This is a genomic window from Rhizobacter sp. P2_D12 (assembly GCF_056404395.1).
In genome coordinates this window covers 1-15370 of record NZ_JBFUEB010000053.1, presented here as the reverse complement: position 1 = coordinate 15370, position 15370 = coordinate 1, and the positions used below count along the sequence as shown (strand labels likewise).

The 15370-nt window shown below is 70.4% G+C and carries 20 protein-coding genes; 10 read left to right on the top strand and 10 right to left on the bottom strand.

All coding sequences use genetic code 11. From position 1 onward, the window contains the following. The first annotated feature begins 42 nt into the window (after nt 1-42). Nucleotides 43-729 (top strand): response regulator, encoded by a 687-nt coding sequence (locus AC1DYN_RS18150; protein ID WP_477962050.1) that lies wholly within the window; start codon nt 43-45, stop codon nt 727-729. Here AC1DYN_RS18150 and AC1DYN_RS18145 read toward each other — a convergent pair. Together AC1DYN_RS18145 and AC1DYN_RS18140 are read right to left on the bottom strand one after the other, a co-directional pair. Further along, nucleotides 686-3013 carry a hybrid sensor histidine kinase/response regulator gene (locus tag AC1DYN_RS18145; RefSeq protein ID WP_477962048.1) on the bottom strand — a complete coding sequence of 776 codons (2328 nt, stop codon included), beginning with the start codon at nt 3011-3013 and terminating at the stop codon, nt 686-688. The two genes, AC1DYN_RS18150 and AC1DYN_RS18145, sit on opposite strands and share 44 nt — an antisense overlap. Then, on the bottom strand, nt 3014-3994 hold the full coding sequence (locus AC1DYN_RS18140) for an ABC transporter substrate binding protein (RefSeq protein ID WP_477962046.1): 981 nt from the start codon (nt 3992-3994) through the stop codon (nt 3014-3016). It lies immediately after the preceding gene. 66 nt (nt 3995-4060) lie between these two features. Here AC1DYN_RS18140 and AC1DYN_RS18135 point away from each other — a divergent pair, with 66 nt between their 5' ends. Continuing rightward, on the top strand, nt 4061-4540 hold the full coding sequence (locus AC1DYN_RS18135) for a hypothetical protein (RefSeq protein WP_477962044.1): 480 nt from the start codon (nt 4061-4063) through the stop codon (nt 4538-4540). A 19-nt stretch (nt 4541-4559) separates the two neighbouring features. Beyond that, nucleotides 4560-5264, top strand: coding sequence for a phosphatase PAP2 family protein (locus AC1DYN_RS18130; protein ID WP_477962042.1), 705 nt, complete (start codon nt 4560-4562; stop codon nt 5262-5264). A gap of 13 nt (nt 5265-5277) precedes the next feature. Here the strand turns inward: AC1DYN_RS18130 and serA are convergent, their stop codons facing one another. Then, nucleotides 5278-6507, bottom strand: a complete 1230-nt coding sequence (serA, locus tag AC1DYN_RS18125) for a phosphoglycerate dehydrogenase (protein WP_477962040.1) — start codon at nt 6505-6507, stop codon at nt 5278-5280. A gap of 33 nt (nt 6508-6540) precedes the next feature. Further along, on the bottom strand, nt 6541-7104 hold the full coding sequence (locus tag AC1DYN_RS18120) for a DNA-3-methyladenine glycosylase (RefSeq protein WP_477962038.1): 564 nt from the start codon (nt 7102-7104) through the stop codon (nt 6541-6543). A 142-nt stretch (nt 7105-7246) separates the two neighbouring features. On the opposite strand from AC1DYN_RS18120, the gene AC1DYN_RS18115 reads away from it, so the two are divergent. Together AC1DYN_RS18115 and AC1DYN_RS18110 are read left to right on the top strand one after the other, a co-directional pair. After that, on the top strand, nt 7247-7579 hold the full coding sequence (locus AC1DYN_RS18115) for a hypothetical protein (RefSeq protein WP_477962036.1): 333 nt from the start codon (nt 7247-7249) through the stop codon (nt 7577-7579). Between the two features lie 16 nt (nt 7580-7595). Continuing rightward, nucleotides 7596-8231: a LysE family translocator gene (locus AC1DYN_RS18110; RefSeq protein ID WP_477962034.1), complete on the top strand. Its 636-nt coding sequence runs from the start codon at nt 7596-7598 to the stop codon at nt 8229-8231. Between the two features lie 11 nt (nt 8232-8242). Here the strand turns inward: AC1DYN_RS18110 and AC1DYN_RS18105 are convergent, their stop codons facing one another. After that, on the bottom strand, nt 8243-8782 hold the full coding sequence (locus tag AC1DYN_RS18105) for an RBBP9/YdeN family alpha/beta hydrolase (protein WP_477962032.1): 540 nt from the start codon (nt 8780-8782) through the stop codon (nt 8243-8245). 102 nt (nt 8783-8884) lie between these two features. On the opposite strand from AC1DYN_RS18105, the gene AC1DYN_RS18100 reads away from it, so the two are divergent. Beyond that, nucleotides 8885-9346, top strand: a complete 462-nt coding sequence (locus tag AC1DYN_RS18100) for an Lrp/AsnC family transcriptional regulator (RefSeq protein ID WP_477962029.1) — start codon at nt 8885-8887, stop codon at nt 9344-9346. A gap of 9 nt (nt 9347-9355) precedes the next feature. On the opposite strand, the gene AC1DYN_RS18095 is transcribed toward AC1DYN_RS18100, so the two are convergent. After that, on the bottom strand, nt 9356-9961 hold the full coding sequence (locus AC1DYN_RS18095) for a TetR/AcrR family transcriptional regulator (protein WP_477962027.1): 606 nt from the start codon (nt 9959-9961) through the stop codon (nt 9356-9358). A gap of 54 nt (nt 9962-10015) precedes the next feature. Between AC1DYN_RS18095 and AC1DYN_RS18090 the strand changes: the two genes are divergently transcribed. Beyond that, on the top strand, nt 10016-10411 hold the full coding sequence (locus AC1DYN_RS18090; protein WP_477962025.1) for a hypothetical protein: 396 nt from the start codon (nt 10016-10018) through the stop codon (nt 10409-10411). Nucleotides 10412-10414: 3 nt separating this feature from the next. Here the strand turns inward: AC1DYN_RS18090 and AC1DYN_RS18085 are convergent, their stop codons facing one another. The 3 genes from AC1DYN_RS18085 to AC1DYN_RS18075 all read right to left on the bottom strand — a co-directional run bounded on the left by AC1DYN_RS18085 (nt 10415) and on the right by AC1DYN_RS18075 (nt 13263). Next, nucleotides 10415-11827 (bottom strand): DHA2 family efflux MFS transporter permease subunit, encoded by a 1413-nt coding sequence (locus AC1DYN_RS18085; protein WP_477962023.1) that lies wholly within the window; start codon nt 11825-11827, stop codon nt 10415-10417. Nucleotides 11828-11870: 43 nt separating this feature from the next. Next, nucleotides 11871-12575: an SDR family oxidoreductase gene (locus AC1DYN_RS18080; RefSeq protein WP_477962021.1), complete on the bottom strand. Its 705-nt coding sequence runs from the start codon at nt 12573-12575 to the stop codon at nt 11871-11873. A 91-nt stretch (nt 12576-12666) separates the two neighbouring features. After that, on the bottom strand, nt 12667-13263 hold the full coding sequence (locus tag AC1DYN_RS18075) for a TetR/AcrR family transcriptional regulator (RefSeq protein ID WP_477962019.1): 597 nt from the start codon (nt 13261-13263) through the stop codon (nt 12667-12669). Nucleotides 13264-13431: 168 nt separating this feature from the next. Between AC1DYN_RS18075 and AC1DYN_RS18070 the strand changes: the two genes are divergently transcribed. Together AC1DYN_RS18070 and AC1DYN_RS18065 are read left to right on the top strand one after the other, a co-directional pair. Beyond that, on the top strand, nt 13432-13794 hold the full coding sequence (locus AC1DYN_RS18070; protein ID WP_477962017.1) for a hypothetical protein: 363 nt from the start codon (nt 13432-13434) through the stop codon (nt 13792-13794). A gap of 12 nt (nt 13795-13806) precedes the next feature. Beyond that, the gene (locus AC1DYN_RS18065) at nt 13807-14364 is read left to right on the top strand and encodes a metalloprotease (protein ID WP_477962015.1); all 558 of its coding nucleotides are present in this window, start codon (nt 13807-13809) and stop codon (nt 14362-14364) included. Here the strand turns inward: AC1DYN_RS18065 and AC1DYN_RS18060 are convergent. Beyond that, complete coding sequence (locus AC1DYN_RS18060) at nt 14345-14983, bottom strand: dihydrofolate reductase family protein (protein ID WP_477962013.1); 639 nt, start codon at nt 14981-14983, stop codon at nt 14345-14347. The two genes, AC1DYN_RS18065 and AC1DYN_RS18060, sit on opposite strands and share 20 nt — an antisense overlap. 94 nt (nt 14984-15077) lie before the next feature. On the opposite strand from AC1DYN_RS18060, the gene AC1DYN_RS18055 reads away from it, so the two are divergent. Then, a partial coding sequence (locus AC1DYN_RS18055; RefSeq protein ID WP_477962011.1) for a GntR family transcriptional regulator occupies nt 15078-15370 on the top strand: 293 nt, incomplete at its 3' end.

Sequence of the window (15370 nt, the reverse complement as noted above, 5' to 3'; positions counted from 1 at the left end):
ACGACGGCAGGCGTCGTTAAGATGGCCCGAGGAGGCGACGGGATGAACGTCCTGCTGATCGATGACCACGCCCTGTTCCGCGAGGGCATCGCGCTGTTGTTGCGTCCACTGGCGCAGCCGCTGACGGTGTGGGAGGCGGGCAGCTGCGAAGAGGGCCTGGCGCAGCTTGCGCGCCAGCCGGCGATCGATCTGGTGCTGATCGATCTTGCACTGCCGGGCATGTCCGGGCTCGACGGCATCGCGTTGATCCGCGAGCGCCACCCGGGCACGCCGGTCGTCGCACTGTCGTCGGCCGACGACAAGGACACCGTGCTGCGTGCACTCGACGCCGGCGCCATGGGTTTCATCCCGAAGAGTTCCACCTCGGCCGTCTTCGGCGGTGCGCTGCAGTTGATCCTGGCGCGCGGCATCTACCTGCCGCCGTCGGTCTTCCTCGCCGGACGCCATGCAGGCGCCGAGCGCCACGCGGCGCTGCCCCCCGGCGAGCCCGTGCCCGCCCCGGCCCGCGGACGGCACCCCGAGGAACTCGGTCTCACGCCGCGCCAGGCCGAGGTGCTCTACCTGATCCTGCAGGGCAAGCCGGCGAAGCTGATCTGTCGCGAGCTCGACCTGGCGCCGGGCACCGTGAAGTCGCACACCTCGGCGGTGCTGCGGGCCCTCAACGTCACCACCCGCACACAGGCGGTCATTGCGGCGGGCAAGCTGGGGCTGCGCTTCGATCGACCGTAGCGGCGGCGTCTTCGCGCGGGCGCAGTGCCGCGCTGACGGCGCGCAGCAGCCGGTCGGCGCCGACCGGCTTGTGCAGCAGCACGGCACCGGCCTCGGCAACGCGCTGCTGCAGGCCCGACGCGACGTCGGCCGTCACCACGATCGCCGGGATCGCCTCCTGCACCAGCGCGCGGATGCGCTCGATCCCATCGACCCCGTCATGGCCCTGCGCGATCCGGAAATCGGTGATCAGCAGGTCGGGCGCCCGCAGGTGCTGCGCCAGCTGCCGCACCCCCTCCTCGACCGAGGCCACCGCCAGCACGCTGCACCCCCAGTGCACGCACAACGCGTCGAGTGCGTCGCGGTTGCGCTCGTCGTCGTCGATCACCATCACGAAAGCGCCGGCCAGCGCGCTGCGGTCCACGTCGTCCAGCGGCGGCATCGCCTGTTGCGACGGCAGGTCGTCGACGCGCGGCACCTCGATCTCGAAGATCGAGCCCCGGCCCGGCACCGAGCGCACCCGCAGCGGGTGGCCCAGGATCTCGGCGCTGCGCCTGACGATCGACAGGCCGAGCCCCAGCCCCTTCTCCTCGTCGAGCGACAGCCCGTCGAGGCGGAAGAACTCGTCGAAGATGTCGTCCAGGTGGGCGGCCGGGATGCCGATGCCGGTGTCGACCACCTGGATGCACAGCGCCGCGCCGCGCCGCCGGCAGCCCACCAGCACGCCGCCGTGCCGCGTGTAGCGGATCGCGTTCGCGACCAGGTTGCCGAGGATGCGCTCGAGCATCGCCGCGTCGCTGCGCACCACGCCGCGGCAGCGCGCCACCGTCAGGGACAGCCCCCGCGCCGCGGCCAGCGGCCCGTAGGCATGGGCCAGCTGCGCCAGCACGCTGTCCACCGCCACCGGCTGGATCTCGGGGTGCACCGCGCCGGCGTCGAGCTTCGAGATGTCGAGCAGGCTGGAGAACAGGTGCTCCATCACCGCCACCGAAAGCAGCACCTTGTCGGCCAGCGCCGCCTGCTGCGCGTCGGCCAGCCGGTCGCGCAGCACGCTGACGAGCAGGCTGATCGAATGCATCGGCTGGCGCAGGTCGTGGCTGGCGGCGGCCAGGAAGCGCGTCTTCGCGGCATTGGCCCGCTCGGCCTCTTCCTTGCGCACCGCCAGTTCGGCGGTGCGCTGCGTCACCTTGGCTTCCAGGCCACGGTACGACTCCAGCAGCTGGCGCGCCATGCGGTTGAAATCGTCGCCCAGCTGCTCGATCTCGTCGCCGGTGTCGAGCTCGATGCGGTGCGCCAGGTCGCCGGCCGCGATGCGGCGCGTCGCCTGGCGCAGCCGGATGATCGGTGCCGCCATGCGGCGCGAGAACAGCATGCTGGCGACCAGCGCCAGCACGCCGCCGACGGCGATCAGCAGCAGCGTGCGGGTCAGCGTGGCGAGCGCCGGCTCCAGCGCCTCGGAGCGCGGCTGCTCGACGAACACCAACCAGTCGGGTGACTGCAGCTGGCGCGCCGTCACGATGACCGGGCGGCCTTCCAGGTCGTCGTGGTCCTCGGCGGCCAGCAGCGGCGCCGGGCCGGCACGCGAGCGGGCCACCTGCACCGGCGCGAATTGCGTCAGGTCGAGCTGGCGCAGCACGTGGGTGGCGCGCGGGTGGGCGATCAGCCGGTTCGACGCGTCGACCACGAAGATGCGCCCGTTCTCGCCCACCTTCAACCCGGACACGACCTCGCCGAGGAAGCGCAGGTTCAGCGTCGCGACCGTCCAGCTGGGCGTGCGCGCGACCTGGGCGGCGGCCAGCCGGACGTACGGTTCGGCGCCTTCGCGGTAGAACGTGCTGCCGTAACGCGGTGCGTCGCCGGCCACGCCCAGCAGCGCGCGCTCGGCCAGCGGCGCGCCCGAATCGATGCGGTCCGCTTCGCTCTTCGACACGTACAGCGATTCGCGGCCGTCGGCGTCGACCTCCTGCAGCTCGACGATGGCCGGGAACAGCACCATCAGCCGGTAGAACTCCTCGCGCTTCTGCTGCCAGCCGAAGGCGCGGTCGCCCCAGGGCAGCTTGGCGGTGTCGCGCAGGCCGTCCTCGATGTTGCGCAGGTACTGCGTGATCTCACGCGCGGCGGCCTCGGCCTGCACGGCCTGCACGCCGGCGATCTGCTGGCGCGCCTCGCGGTAGCCGAACAGCATCTCCAGCCCGCTCGAGGCGAGCAGCAGCGAGACGCTGATCACGCCGACGTGCACCGCATAACGCCGCGCGATCGAGCGGCGCGGTGCCCGCGGGCTGTCGGTGCGGCGGCGCCCGGTCATTCAGAAGACCAGGTCGGCGCGCCGGACGATCGTGCTCGTCAGCGGCGTCGCCTCGGTGCCCGGCCCGGTGCGCACCGCGAGCACGAAGCGCTTGGGCCGCTCGACCGGGATCGAGCCCGGGTCTTCGCCGTCGAGCACGCGCGTGACCAGGTCGGCGAGCGTGTCCCAGACGAAGGCGGTGTCCTGCGCATAGCCGATCAGGCCGCCGGCGCGCACTTCATTCGTCGTCGCGAACAGGCCGTAGCGGCCGAGGCGGCGGATGTGGTCGATGATGCGCTGCTCGGCCACATAGGACACGTAGGTCGGCATCACGTACCAGGCGTCGAAGCGGGCGGCGTCGGCACGGCCCATCAGCGCGTCGACCTCGGCCTGGTCGCGGGCGTAGAGGATCGTCGCCGTCATGCCGAGGCGGGCGGCATCGGCCTGCACGCGCGCCTCGCCGCCGTAGTAGCTGGACCAGGAGGGATCGGTCAGCACCGCCACGGTGCGCACCTGCGGCGCGGCATCGCGCAGGATCTCCAGCCGCTTGCCGTCCAGCGTGTCGGCCAGCGAGATGCCTGTCATGTTGGCGCCGGGCCGGCTCATCGATTGCACGATGCCGGAGCGCAGCGGATCGACGTAGCACGAGAACACGACCGGTAGCGCCAGCCGCGCCCGGTGGGCGGCGCGCGCCGAATCGCCGGTGGGCGCGACCATCACGGCGGGCCGGCGCAGCGCGGCCGCCGCCACGGCGCGTTGCAGCACCTCGGCGTCTAGCGAGCCTTCGATGTACTCGAACACCGCGCCGGCCGCGACGGCCGGGTGGCGCGTGCGCATCGTGTCGACGAAGCGCCGGAACGCGCGATCGGTGTCGGCCGTCCAGTGGCCGATGTATGCGATCACCGGGCGTCGGGGGATCGTGGCGCTGTCTGCCGCGACCACGCATGCGATCGCGATCGAGGCCATCAACCGCAGGGCGTAGGTCAAATGGTTGATGCTCATCGCCCCCCCGATCACTAAGCTGCGTTGGCGCATCGGTGATGCGCATCCAAATTCTAGGAGTGAACCATGGCGATCGGCAGCAAGCAGAACTTCTTGTGGATCAAGGTGGTGAAGGTGCCGCAAGGCAGCCTCACGGCAGTGACCGAAACGGGCTCGAGCACCCGATGGCCACCGAGCGATCCGGATGCGCAGCCGGCCCACGGGCTGTTGGACGCCCGGATGCAAGCGCCTCTGGCCAAGCTCGAGAAGACCTTCAGCGCGGTCGAGCTGGCCAATGCGGCACCGCGCCCGGCGGGCGCGCTGGAGATGCTGTCTGGAACCCGTCCGCCCGGCGTGTACGCCGGCGCGGTGTCGAACGCGAGCTGGTGGAACTTCGACCGCGAGTACTGCGGAGATCCGAAATCCCAGACGCGCATCGTCGCGCATCCGTACATCGGTACGCGCGACGAGGCCGTGGCTTGGTTCACCGGGACGACAGACGGCAAGGACTGGCAAAAGGATGCGCTGAACTGCGCACTGCTGAGCTTCGACCAATGGATGTACTGAGCAACGGCAAGGAGACCCCATGGACAGCGCCAAGACTTCCGACGTGACGTGCACGTTTCCCGACGACGGCTGGACCGGGCGCTGGCGCCAGTGCAGCCACCAGCCGTCGCCGAACCTGCCAGCGGACTGGAAAAAACTCGTCAAGCTCGACCCGCCACCGCCGCACGCCGGCGCGGAGTGCGCCACGCTCCTTCTGCTGCGGGAACGGGAGCGACCCGCCCATCGCGAAGAGATCCAGGCCCAGGCCGAGAGCGAGCGCACCGCGATCTGGCCGGTGCAGCAGGTGCTCGGCTCGGCCGACCGCCCGCCCAAGCCGGCGACAAAGGCCCTGCACAGCCTGCTGCTCGACAACATCCTCGGGCCGATCTTCCAGTTCAAGGAGCAGTTCAACCGCGGGCGCCCGTACCACTGCTGTGCGGAGAACCTGGACCCGATGTTCGCGGACAAGGCCGACCCGCTGCACCCCGGCCACCCGGCCTACCCGAGCGGGCACTCGACGCAGGCGCATGCGCTGGCCTACCTGCTGGCGTCATGGTTCCCGCAGCGGGAGGCCGAGTTCCTGCAGGCGGCGGGCAAGGTGGCGAAGAACCGCGAGATCGCCGGCGTGCACTACCCGAGCGACTCGCTGGCGGGGAAGGCGCTGGCCCGCCAGCTGGTCGAGTTGCTGCTGCAGGATCCCGGGTTCAAGGCCGCGGCCGATCTCGCCCGCCGCGAATGGCCATGACCTACCGGCCGCGTCAATACAGGATCCGACAGCGGATCGTGTCCGGCAGCGAGGCCAGGTCGGCCAGCGCCGCCTCGGGCGCCTCGGTGTCGACGTCGATCACCACGTAGCCGACCTCGTCGCGCGTGCTCAGGTACTGCGCCGCGACGTTGATGCCGGCCTTCGACAGCCGCTCGTTCACCCGCGCGATCACGCCGGGCACGTTGCGGTGGATGTGCAGCAGCCGGCTGCGGCCGGTGTGCTCGGGCAGCGCCACCTCGGGGAAGTTGACGGCCGACGTGGTGGAGCCGTTGTTGCTGTAGCGCACCAGCTTGGCCGCCACCTCCTTGCCGATGTTGGCCTGCGCCTCCAGCGTCGAGCCGCCGATGTGCGGCGTCAGGATCACGTTGTCCATGCCGACCAGCGGCGATTCGAAGCGCGCGTCGTTGCCCTGCGGCTCTTCGGGGAAGACGTCGATCGCGGCGCCGAGCAGGTGGCCGCTCTTCAGCGCGTCGGCCAGCGCGTCGATGTCGACCACCGTGCCGCGCGACGCATTGATCAGGTGCGCACCCGGCTTCATGGCCTGGATCTGCGCGCGGCCGATCAAGCCCTTGGTCGACGGCAGCTCGGGCAGGTGCAGCGTGACCACGTCGGACGTGGCCAGCAGTTCGTCCAGGCCGTCGACCGCGCGGGCATTGCCCAGCGGCAGCTTGGCCTCGATGTCGTGGAAGACGACGGCCATGCCCAGCTGTTCGGCGAGCACGCCGATCTGCGTGCCGATGTGGCCGTAGCCGACGATGCCCAGCACCTTGCCGCGCACCTCGAACGAGTTCTCGGCGCTCTTGGTCCAGCCGTTGCGGTGCAGGATGGCGTTCTTGGCCGGGATGCCGCGCATCAGCATGATGATCTCGGCCAGCACCAGCTCGGCCACGCTGCGGGTGTTGGAGAACGGCGCGTTGAACACCGGCACGCCCAGGTCCATCGCGGTGCGCAGGTCGACCTGGTTGGTGCCGATGCAGAAGCAGCCGACGGCGACGAGCCGGGGCGCGGCCTTCAGCACCTCGGCCGTCAGCTGGGTGCGCGAGCGGATGCCGAGAAAATGCGCATCGGCGATCGCGTCGTGCAACGCGGCGCCGGCCAGCGCCTTGGGCAGCGTGACGACCTGCGAGTAGCCGTCGCGCCGCAGCGTGTCGACCGCCGAGGCGTGAATGCCTTCGAGCAGCACGAACTTGAGCTTGTCCTTGGGAACCGAGAGTCTGTTCATGGGCCGATTGTTGTGCAGCCGGCTTCGGCCCATTCAGCGAAAGGGCTTGCTGAGGAAACGCGAGCCGGCCAGGCCGAAGCGCCAGGGCAGGTCGACGGCCTTGCTGATGCCGATGCGCGGGCCGCGGAGCACGGGCACCGCGAGCGGGGCGGCCTGCAGGCGGAACGGCCGGCGGTCCAGGCGCATGCCGTTGAAATCGGCATCGACGCCGAGCGCCTGGCCCAGGCGCCCGGGGCCGCTGCACAGCAGGCGCGAATCGTCGACGCCGCGCCGTTCGCGCATCGTGTCCAGGCCCTTCAGCGGCTCGATGGCGCGGATCAACACCCCGGCGGCATGGCCGGCCTCGCGGCACACGAAGTTCAGGCACCAGTGGATGCCGTACGAGCGGTAGACGTAGACGCGGCCGGGCGGGCCGAACAGCGCGGCGTTGCGCGGCGTCTGGCCGTTGTACGCATGCGAGGCCGCGTCTTCGCGGTCGTAGGCCTCGGTCTCGACGATGCGGCCGCCGACACCGTCGAGGTAGACGCAGGCGCCGATCAGCGCCTGGGCGACCTTGTCGGCGGGGAGGAGGAAGTCGATGCGGTGGCTGAGGGGCATGGGCAGGGCGGCGCTGCGGACCTCCAAGGCTAAACTGCCGCGGCCCGCGCCGCCTTGCCATTGAATCACCATGTCCGAGATCACGTCCCGCGTGCAGTGGCATGCACACTACGGGGACGGAAGGTGAGGCGAAAGGGACGAGATGGGTGACGCCGGAATGATCGCTGAAACAGCCTTGTGGGACATGATCCTCGCCGCAGAACGGCGCATGGGCCCCCGCATGGCCAAGCTGTGGGAGACGCTGCGCGTATCGCCCAGGCTCTGGCGCGAACCGCGCTACCGCGATCAGGCCGGAGGATTCTGGGTTGTCGGCGTGATCGGCACGACGGCCATCTGGTACGACGACATCGAGGAAGGCTTCACCCAGTCCCCCTTCGAGGAGTTCGGCGTGATCGGTCGCTACAGCAGCGGGGACCGTGATCTCGAAGGCGTGCTGCAACAGGTTGCCAACCGGCTCGGCTTCGAGCTGACGTGATGGGAGCGCTCGCACGATGCTCGACAACCCCAACCTCGCCGTCGCGTGCACCGCCTATTTCATCGGTGCAGCCAGCCCCGGTCCGAGCATCGTCGCGATCATGGGAACGGCGATGACCGGCGGGCGAGGCCAGGCGCTGGCACTGGCTGCCGGCATCACGTTGTCGTCGTGGACGCTGGGGCTGATGGCGGCGCTGGGCCTGGCGTCCTTGCTCGCGACATGGTCGGGCGCGTTGACCGTGGTCAAGATCCTCGGCGGCCTGTACCTGCTGTGGCTGGCCTTCAAGGCGGGCCGGTCCGCGCTGTCGCGGGACGACGCTGCATCGCTGGCCGCCGCGGCCGTCGACGGCGGCAGCCGGCGCAAGCTGCTGCTGAAGGGTGTGGCGATGCACATCACCAACCCGAAGGCCATCTTCGTCTGGTTGTCGACGATCTCGATGGGGTTGCCGTCGCAAGCGACGCCCGTGGATTCGCTGGTGGTGTTCGGCGCCTGCGCGCTGCTCGGCGTGCTGATCTTCGCGAGCTACGCGATGCTGTTCTCGACCGCCGTCGCGCGGCGCGTCTACCGGTCGATCCGCCGCGTGTTCGAAGGAACGCTCGCGCTGTTCTTCGGCTTCGCGGGCCTGCGGATGCTGCTGGCGAAGCACCTGTAGCCGGCACTTGCTCAGCTGCGGCTCGTCAGTTCTCGCAGGATCGTGCGGCCTTCGTCCCAGGTACCGAGTCCGCTCGCAGCATTGACGTGTCCACGCGCACCGATGCAGACGAAGCGACTGCCCCAGGTCTCGGCCCAGCCGCGCATGCAGGCCTCGGACCCATAGGGGTCATCGCTGCTGCACACGACGGTGCTCGCGAACGGCAGGCGCAGCATCGGGATGCGGCCGAAGTGCTTCGCGTCTTTCGGGAATGCGGGACCATCCGGGTCGGGCACGGACACCAGCAGCGCGCCGTCGATCGCGTGCCGCGTGCTCGCTGCCCAGTGCGCGACGAGCAGGCACGCCAGGCTGTGCGCCACCAGCGTGACGCGCGGACCGAGCCGGTCGACCTCGGCCTCCAGCTCCTGCACCCAGCGCAGGCGATCCGGCCGGTCCCATTCGTCGTGTTCGAGCTTGGCGATGGCCGGATCGGCCTGTTGCCACAGCGTCTGCCAATGTCCCGGTCCGGAGTCGTTGATGCCGGCCAGCAGCAGGAGGGTGGTGGTTTTCATGTCGCTACGATACGCAGCCCGGCATGCCGATCCAAGGGCCGGTCATCGGAGTTCGAGCCTCGAAACCGATGCGTCATCGGCGGAGTACCAGAGGGAGCCCAGGTGGAACTCGACAAGAAGGATCGGCTGATCCTGGAGGCACTGCAGCGCGATGCGCGGCAAAGCCTCTCGGCGCTCGGCAAGCGCATCGGCCTGTCGCAGCCGGCGATGAGCGAACGCGTGCGCAAGCTCGAGGAGGCCGGCGTAATCGAAGGCTACGGCGCGCGCATCAACCTGCAGGCGGTGGGCGTCGGCCTGCAGGCCTTCATCCGCATCCAGACCACGCACGCGTCGATCCGCAAGTACCAGGACTTGTTCGAAGCCATGCCGGAAGTGTTGGAGGCACACCGCCTCACCGGCGACGACTGCTTCATCGTGCGCTGCGCGATCGCGGAGCCGCGCGACCTGGAGCGCGTGGTCGATGCCCTGGCCGCGCACGGCTCGGTCACCACCTCGCTGGTGCTGTCGAGCCCGGTGCGCAAGATCGTCGAGACCAGCCGGGGCGCGTCGAAACCCGGGCGGTAGCGCGCCGCCTCAGCCTTCGGCGCCGAGCGCCTTCTCGCACAGCGGCAGCAGCAGCGCACACACCTGCGCGCCGCTGCGCCCCGGTTCCAGCGAGCGGTACATCGCATGGCTGGTGAGCGCGAACAACAGGTCGACCGCGTCGTCGCCGCGCCGGCGATGCTGTGCCGGCGCGAGACAGCGCTTGACCAGCGCGCGCAGCAGCGTGCGCCGCAGCTCGTTGCGCTCGGTCAGCGCAAGGCGGAACTCCGGGTCTGCCGATGCCGCATCGTGCAGGCTGCCCACCGCCGGGTCGTGCGCCCAGAACTCGCAGAAGATCGTCACGATGCGGGCGAGCGCCGCGCGCGGGTCGGGCATCTTCATCGCCTCGGGGATGCGCGCCAACCCGCCTTCCTGGGCGCGCTGGTCGAACACCGCCTCCAGCAGGCCGCGCCGCGAGCCGAACTTGTTGTAGACGGTCAGCCGCGTCACGCCCGCCGCCTTGGCCACCGCATCGAGCGAGAAGCCCGCCGCCGCACCCGGCTCGCGCAGCAGGCGCGCCGCCGCCTCGACCACCTTGGCCTGCGTGGCGGCAGCCGCGGCGTCGCGCGCCGGGCTCAGGTAAGACCGTGTCGCCATGTCGCGAACAAATGAATATACTGTTTGTATAGTGAATTTACCGCAGGAGATCGCATGCAGACCGTTCTCGTCGTCGTGTTGGCACTTCACGTGCTGTCGTCCGTATTCTGGGCCGGATCGAGCTTCACGCTGGCGCGCACCGGCGGGCGCGGTGCCGCCGCGTTGTTCCGCCCGCAGATGGGGGCGGCCACGGTCGCCGTGCTGACGGGCCTGTACCTGTGGCAGGCCGTTCATTCGGGCCCCGCCGGCACGCCGGAGCGGGTGCTGGGAGTGGGCATCGCCGCCGCGATCGTCGCGGCGGGGGTGCAGGGCTGGTGGGTCGGCCGTGGCCTGAAGGCCGGCCTGGGGGCGGACGGCGCCCCCGATGCGGGCATTGCGCGCGCCTACCGCATCGCCTCGGTGCTGTTGATGCTCACCGTGGTGTGCATGGCGATCGCGCGCTACGTCTGAGGCTCAGGCCGGACGCGGCGCCGGTCGCGTGTTGACGAACAGGCACAGCACGGCTGTCAGCAGCGCCAGCGAGATGTGCAGCCCGTAGACCGCGTTGAAGTCGCCGCGCTGCACCACGCCGTGGCCGAGCAGCACCACCGTGATCGCGACGCCGATCACCGCGCCGATCTGCCGCGTGGCCTGGTTGACGGCGCTGCCGACCGCGTAGTGCTGCGCCGGCAGCTTGCTCACCGCCGCGCCGGACAGCGACGGCAGCACCAGCCCGACGCTCAGGCCGCTGAGGAAGAGGCCCGGCAGCCAGTGCTTCAGGTACGACGGCTCGTTGCCCGGCACCAGCAGGAACCACGCGCCGGCCAGCGCATAGAGCAGCGCGCCGCCCACCAGGAACGGCCGGTGCCCGTAGCGGCCGGCCAGGCGGCCGGTGACGATGGCTACCGGGATCACCGTCAGCGGCCCGGGCGCGATCGCAAGGCCCGCCTGCGCCTGGGTGTAGTGCCACACGTTCCCCATGTAGAAGAAGAACGTGAAGAACATCATCGCGAAGGCGATGCCGAACGACAGCGTCGCGGCGTTCACCGCGCTGTAGGTGCGGTGGCGGAACAGGCCCAGGTCGACCAGCGGCTCGCGCACGCTGCTCGCCCAGACGATGAACGCGACGAAGGCGATCATGCCGGTGCCGGCGACGACGGACAGCTGGCCCGCCGTCCACGCCGGCGATTCGGATTCGACGATGGCCAGCGCGATGGCGCCGACGGCGACGATGAGCAGCGCCATGCCGACCACGTCGACCTTGCGGCGCGTGGTGGCCCGCGCCGACTCGCTCAGCAGCGCGGCACCGCGCCACAGCGAGAGCGCGCCGATCGGCAGGTTGATGAAGAAGGCCCAGGGCCAGCCGACCGTCTCGACGACGAACGAGCCGAGGCTCGGGCCGACGGCCGCCGCGAAGCCGGCCACCGCGCCCCACAGGCTCACGGTCAGTGCGCGCTTGTCCTGCGGAAACGCGCCGAGCACGATCGACAGCGATGCCGGCGTCAGCAACGCCGCGCCCACCGCCTGCAGCACCCGCGCGGCGATCAGCCAGCCCACGCTGCCGGCCAGCCCGCAGGCCGCCGAGGCGGCGATGAACACCGTGACGCCGAACAGGAAGACGCGCTTGCGACCGTGCGCATCGGCCAGGCCGCCGGCCGGGATCAGCATCGCGGCATACACCACCGTGTAGGCGTTGAGCACCCACGACATGTCGGCCGCGGTGGCGGTGGGGAAGCCGGCGCGCAGGGCGCCGAACGCGGCGTACAGCATCGTGCTGTCGAGCGAGACCAGGAAGGCCGCGACGCTCGCGACCCAGAACACGGGCCAGGGCGAGACGTGGGGGACGTGCTTCGCGACGGCCGCGGCGGGCAGGGTGGCAGGGGTCACGGGAGTTCCTTCGGTGGGAGGCCGGGCAGCGGACGGCGGGCGCTCAGGCGAGCGGCGGCAGGTAGACCGGCCGCGCGGCCGACAGGTTTTGCTTCACGTAGCGCGTGCGCTCGTCGGCCAGCACTTCGTCCTGGCCCGCTTCGAGGCCGTCGAGCGCGAGCTTGACGATCTCTTCGGGCGTGGCCTTCGGGCTGTCGATGCCGCGCGTGAGATCGGTGTCGACGAAGCCCATGTGCAATGCCAGCACCTGGGTGTGCTGCGGCGCCAGTTCGTGGCGCAGCGCGTTCGTCAGCGACCAGGCGGCCGACTTGCTGGCCGCATAGGCGGCCAGCTGCCCGGCATTGACCCACGAGACGATCGACAGCACGTTCAGCAGCGCGCCGCCGCCATGGTTCTTGAGCACCGGCGCGAAGGCCTTGCTGACGCGCAGCATGCCGAAGTAGTTGACCTCGAGCTGCCGGCGCGCGACCTCTTCGCTGTCGGCCGCGAGGAAACCGCCCTGGTGCGCCACGCCCGCGTTGTTGATCACGAGCGTCACGTCGCCCGCACGCGCCACCGCGGCGGCGACGTCTTCCTGCTTCGTGACGTCGAGGCGGATCGCCTCGACGCCCGGCTGCGTGATCGATGCCGGATCGCGCGCACCGGCGTACACCTTGCGGGCACCCCGCGCGAGCAGCTCGCGCGTGAAGGCGAGGCCGATGCCGCGGTTGGCACCGGTGACGAGGACGACGGCATTGCTGATCTTCATGGAAGGCTCCTTGCGTGGATGAACTGTCTGCATGATGCTCGTCATATTCTTGGGCGAGCGAACGGGAAAGAGGGTCTTGCGGGATGGAGCGTCAGTGGGCGGCCGGGGCCACAACGTCGTATTGCGCGAGCAGCGACTTGCGCGAGGCCGCGAGCACCGCGCGGCCCTCGGCGTTGTCGCCCAGGGCGCGTGCCAGCTGCAGCGTGCCGACCAGCGTGGCGGCGACGACGCTCGCCGCGCCGCTCGACGCCGGCGGAAGCTTGTCGTGCAGCGACGCGATGAGCCGGCGCACGCGCACGATCGACGCTTCGCGCACCGCGTCGGATTGGCGCGGCATCTCGGAGCCGAGCGCGGCCACCGCGCAGCCGCTCTCGAGCGACGACAGGTGCCTGTCCGCCAGGTAGCCCTCGACCAGCGAGCGGAACGCGCTGACGCCCTTGGCGGCGCGCTGCTCGGCCACACGCGCCACGCTCTCGTGCGCATCGCGGCCGGCCCGCTCGAGCGCCTCGACGATCAGCGCATCGCGCGATTCGAAGTGGGCGTAGAAGCCGCCGTGCGTGAGGCCGGCCTCCTTCATCACGTCGGCCACGCCGACGCCCGCGATGCCGTGCCGGCGGATGGCACGCGCCGCGACATCGACGATGCGCTCGTGCGTCTCTTCCTTGCGGCTGTTGGGAGTACGGCTCATGGCAGTGTCGACTTAATATGACGTGAATCATATTATGCCGAGCCGTGGGCGTCAAGCCGGGGTCGTCCAAAGATCGTATCGCCGTGTGTCCGCCGGTCCAGGCAGCCCATGCGCCGAGGTATAAAGCCGCTGCATCGTCACCCGCACCGACAGCCCCGCTCCGACTCCATGGCCTTGCAACTGCACATCACCTCTGTTCCGGCCGGCGAGGCGCCGCTCTGGGTCCGCGAGAAATGGGTCGGCCTGACCCTGCCGCTGCTGCCTCAGAAAGAAGCACCCTCACGCTTCATGACCTCGGGGGTCCTGACCGGCCCGACCGGTTTCATCGGGCGCACGTACGCGTGGCTCACCGGCCGGCTGAAGCCGCAGACCGGCTACGCGGTCGACGCGCAGATCGCGATCGGCATCCTCGCCAGCCGCAGCCCGGAAGCGGCCGCCTGGTGGCGCGACCATGCGCCGCACCTGATCCGGTTCAAGCGCTATTTCGTCTTCCAGCAGAGCGACGGGCACCTCGAACAGGGCCCGGGCTGATCGAGAACCTGCATGCACGGCCACTACACGCTGAAGAAGATCCGCATCCTCGGCGCCAGGCTCCACGTCCACTGGTCGGTGGTGGCCGCCGCGATCGTCCTGCTGCTGGCCTTGCAGCTGCGGCCTCTGCAGGCGGCGCTGGCCATCGGCTGCTACTTCGGCATCATCCTGCTGCACGAGGCCGGGCACGCCTTCGTCGCGAAGCGGCTCGGCTACCCGGCCACCGCGATCCGCCTGTCGTTCCTCCATGGCAGCTGCGAATACGAGCAGCCGTGGACGCTGAAGGAAGACGCGCTCATCGCATGGGGCGGCGTGCTGGCGCAGCTGGCCGTCGCGCTGCCGCTGATCCTGCTCGGCCGGCTGACGCCGCTGGCGACGGTGCCCTACGCCAGCACCGCGCTGGCCTTCCTCGGCCACTACAACCTGCTGATCGCGCTCTTCAACCTGCTGCCCATCCCGGGCCTCGACGGCGCGCTCGCGTGGCGGCTGGTGCCGATCCTCTTTCGCGAGGTCCGCGACCGCGCGGCCGCCCGCAAGATGGCCAAGGCGGTCATCCGGCGCGTGAAGTGACGTAGCGGTTGACGACGATCCCGCAGTCGTAGGCGGTCGACTGCTGCAAGCGCAGCCGCACGCCACCGGGCAGCAGGCCGAAGATCGAACGGCCGGAGCCCACCGCGGCCGGGTTGACGAAGAACTGGTACTCGTCGACCACGCCGGCCGCCACCAGCGCCGAGGCCAGGCCGACACCGCCGAACGCGATGACGTCGCCGCCGCCGCGGCGCTTCAGCGCCTGCACGGCTTCGACCAGGCTGCCGCGTGCGAGCACCGTGCGCTTGTCGGGCGCCATCCGCAGCTGGTGGCTCAGCACCACCTTGTCCACCGTGCCGATCTTGCGCGCGAAGGCGTAGCGCGGGTCGCCGGGGTGGGCGCGCGCAATGCGATCCCAATGTCCCAGGTAGCCTTCCTCGACCATCGGACGGCTCAGCAGGATGCAGCCGACGCCGTCGAGGACCGCGTTGAAGTCGGCCTGCAGGCGCGCGTCCCAGGTCCACGGGTCGTTCCAGTTCCAGACCTGCCAGCCGACGTCCGCATCGGCCGACACGCACCCGTCCACCGACATCTGCATCTGCAGGATGAGCCTGCAGGCCTTCACCCCGTCGGGCCGGTTGTCCTGGATCGTGTCTGTCACTCGCTGCTCCTCGGGTCGGTGGGCGCCGCAGGATGACACGGCGTCTGGTACCGTTGAAAGATCCACAACTGCCGATCTCAACCGGTCCAATCCGATGGAATTCCGCATCGACGTGCCGGCGCCCGGCTCGCGCGACCGCACCGGCGCACTGCACCGCCAGATCCGCGCGGCCATCATCGACGGCCGCCTCGCCGCCGGCGTGCGGCTGCCGACCACGCGCGAACTCGCGCTGACGCTGGGCGTGTCGCGCAACACCGTCGTTGCCGCCTACGAACACCTGGCGAGCGAAGGCTACCTGCTGTCGCGCCAGCGCGCGGGCACCTTCGTCGCCGGCACGACACCGCTGCGCCGCCAGGCGCCGGCGGCGTCCGCGGCACCGTCGCGCGC

Bases quoted from the DNA above. Each gene is read 5' to 3' on its own strand.
- AC1DYN_RS18135 (WP_477962044.1), top strand. From the start codon at position 4,061: ATGGCGATCGGCAGCAAGCAGAACTTCTTGTGGATCAAGGTGGTGAAG.
- AC1DYN_RS18075 (WP_477962019.1), bottom strand. From the start codon at position 13,263: ATGAGCCGTACTCCCAACAGCCGCAAGGAAGAGACGCACGAGCGCATC.
- AC1DYN_RS18140 (WP_477962046.1), bottom strand. From the start codon at position 3,994: ATGAGCATCAACCATTTGACCTACGCCCTGCGGTTGATGGCCTCGATC.
- AC1DYN_RS18095 (WP_477962027.1), bottom strand. From the start codon at position 9,961: ATGGCGACACGGTCTTACCTGAGCCCGGCGCGCGACGCCGCGGCTGCC.
- AC1DYN_RS18080 (WP_477962021.1), bottom strand. From the start codon at position 12,575: ATGAAGATCAGCAATGCCGTCGTCCTCGTCACCGGTGCCAACCGCGGC.
- AC1DYN_RS18145 (WP_477962048.1), bottom strand. From the start codon at position 3,013: ATGACCGGGCGCCGCCGCACCGACAGCCCGCGGGCACCGCGCCGCTCG.
- AC1DYN_RS18120 (WP_477962038.1), bottom strand. From the start codon at position 7,104: ATGCCCCTCAGCCACCGCATCGACTTCCTCCTCCCCGCCGACAAGGTC.
- AC1DYN_RS18070 (WP_477962017.1), top strand. From the start codon at position 13,432: ATGGCCTTGCAACTGCACATCACCTCTGTTCCGGCCGGCGAGGCGCCG.
- AC1DYN_RS18065 (WP_477962015.1), top strand. From the start codon at position 13,807: ATGCACGGCCACTACACGCTGAAGAAGATCCGCATCCTCGGCGCCAGG.
- AC1DYN_RS18110 (WP_477962034.1), top strand. From the start codon at position 7,596: ATGCTCGACAACCCCAACCTCGCCGTCGCGTGCACCGCCTATTTCATC.
- AC1DYN_RS18105 (WP_477962032.1), bottom strand. From the start codon at position 8,782: ATGAAAACCACCACCCTCCTGCTGCTGGCCGGCATCAACGACTCCGGA.
- AC1DYN_RS18090 (WP_477962025.1), top strand. From the start codon at position 10,016: ATGCAGACCGTTCTCGTCGTCGTGTTGGCACTTCACGTGCTGTCGTCC.
- AC1DYN_RS18150 (WP_477962050.1), top strand. From the start codon at position 43: ATGAACGTCCTGCTGATCGATGACCACGCCCTGTTCCGCGAGGGCATC.
- AC1DYN_RS18115 (WP_477962036.1), top strand. From the start codon at position 7,247: ATGGGTGACGCCGGAATGATCGCTGAAACAGCCTTGTGGGACATGATC.
- AC1DYN_RS18130 (WP_477962042.1), top strand. From the start codon at position 4,560: ATGGACAGCGCCAAGACTTCCGACGTGACGTGCACGTTTCCCGACGAC.
- serA (WP_477962040.1), bottom strand. From the start codon at position 6,507: ATGAACAGACTCTCGGTTCCCAAGGACAAGCTCAAGTTCGTGCTGCTC.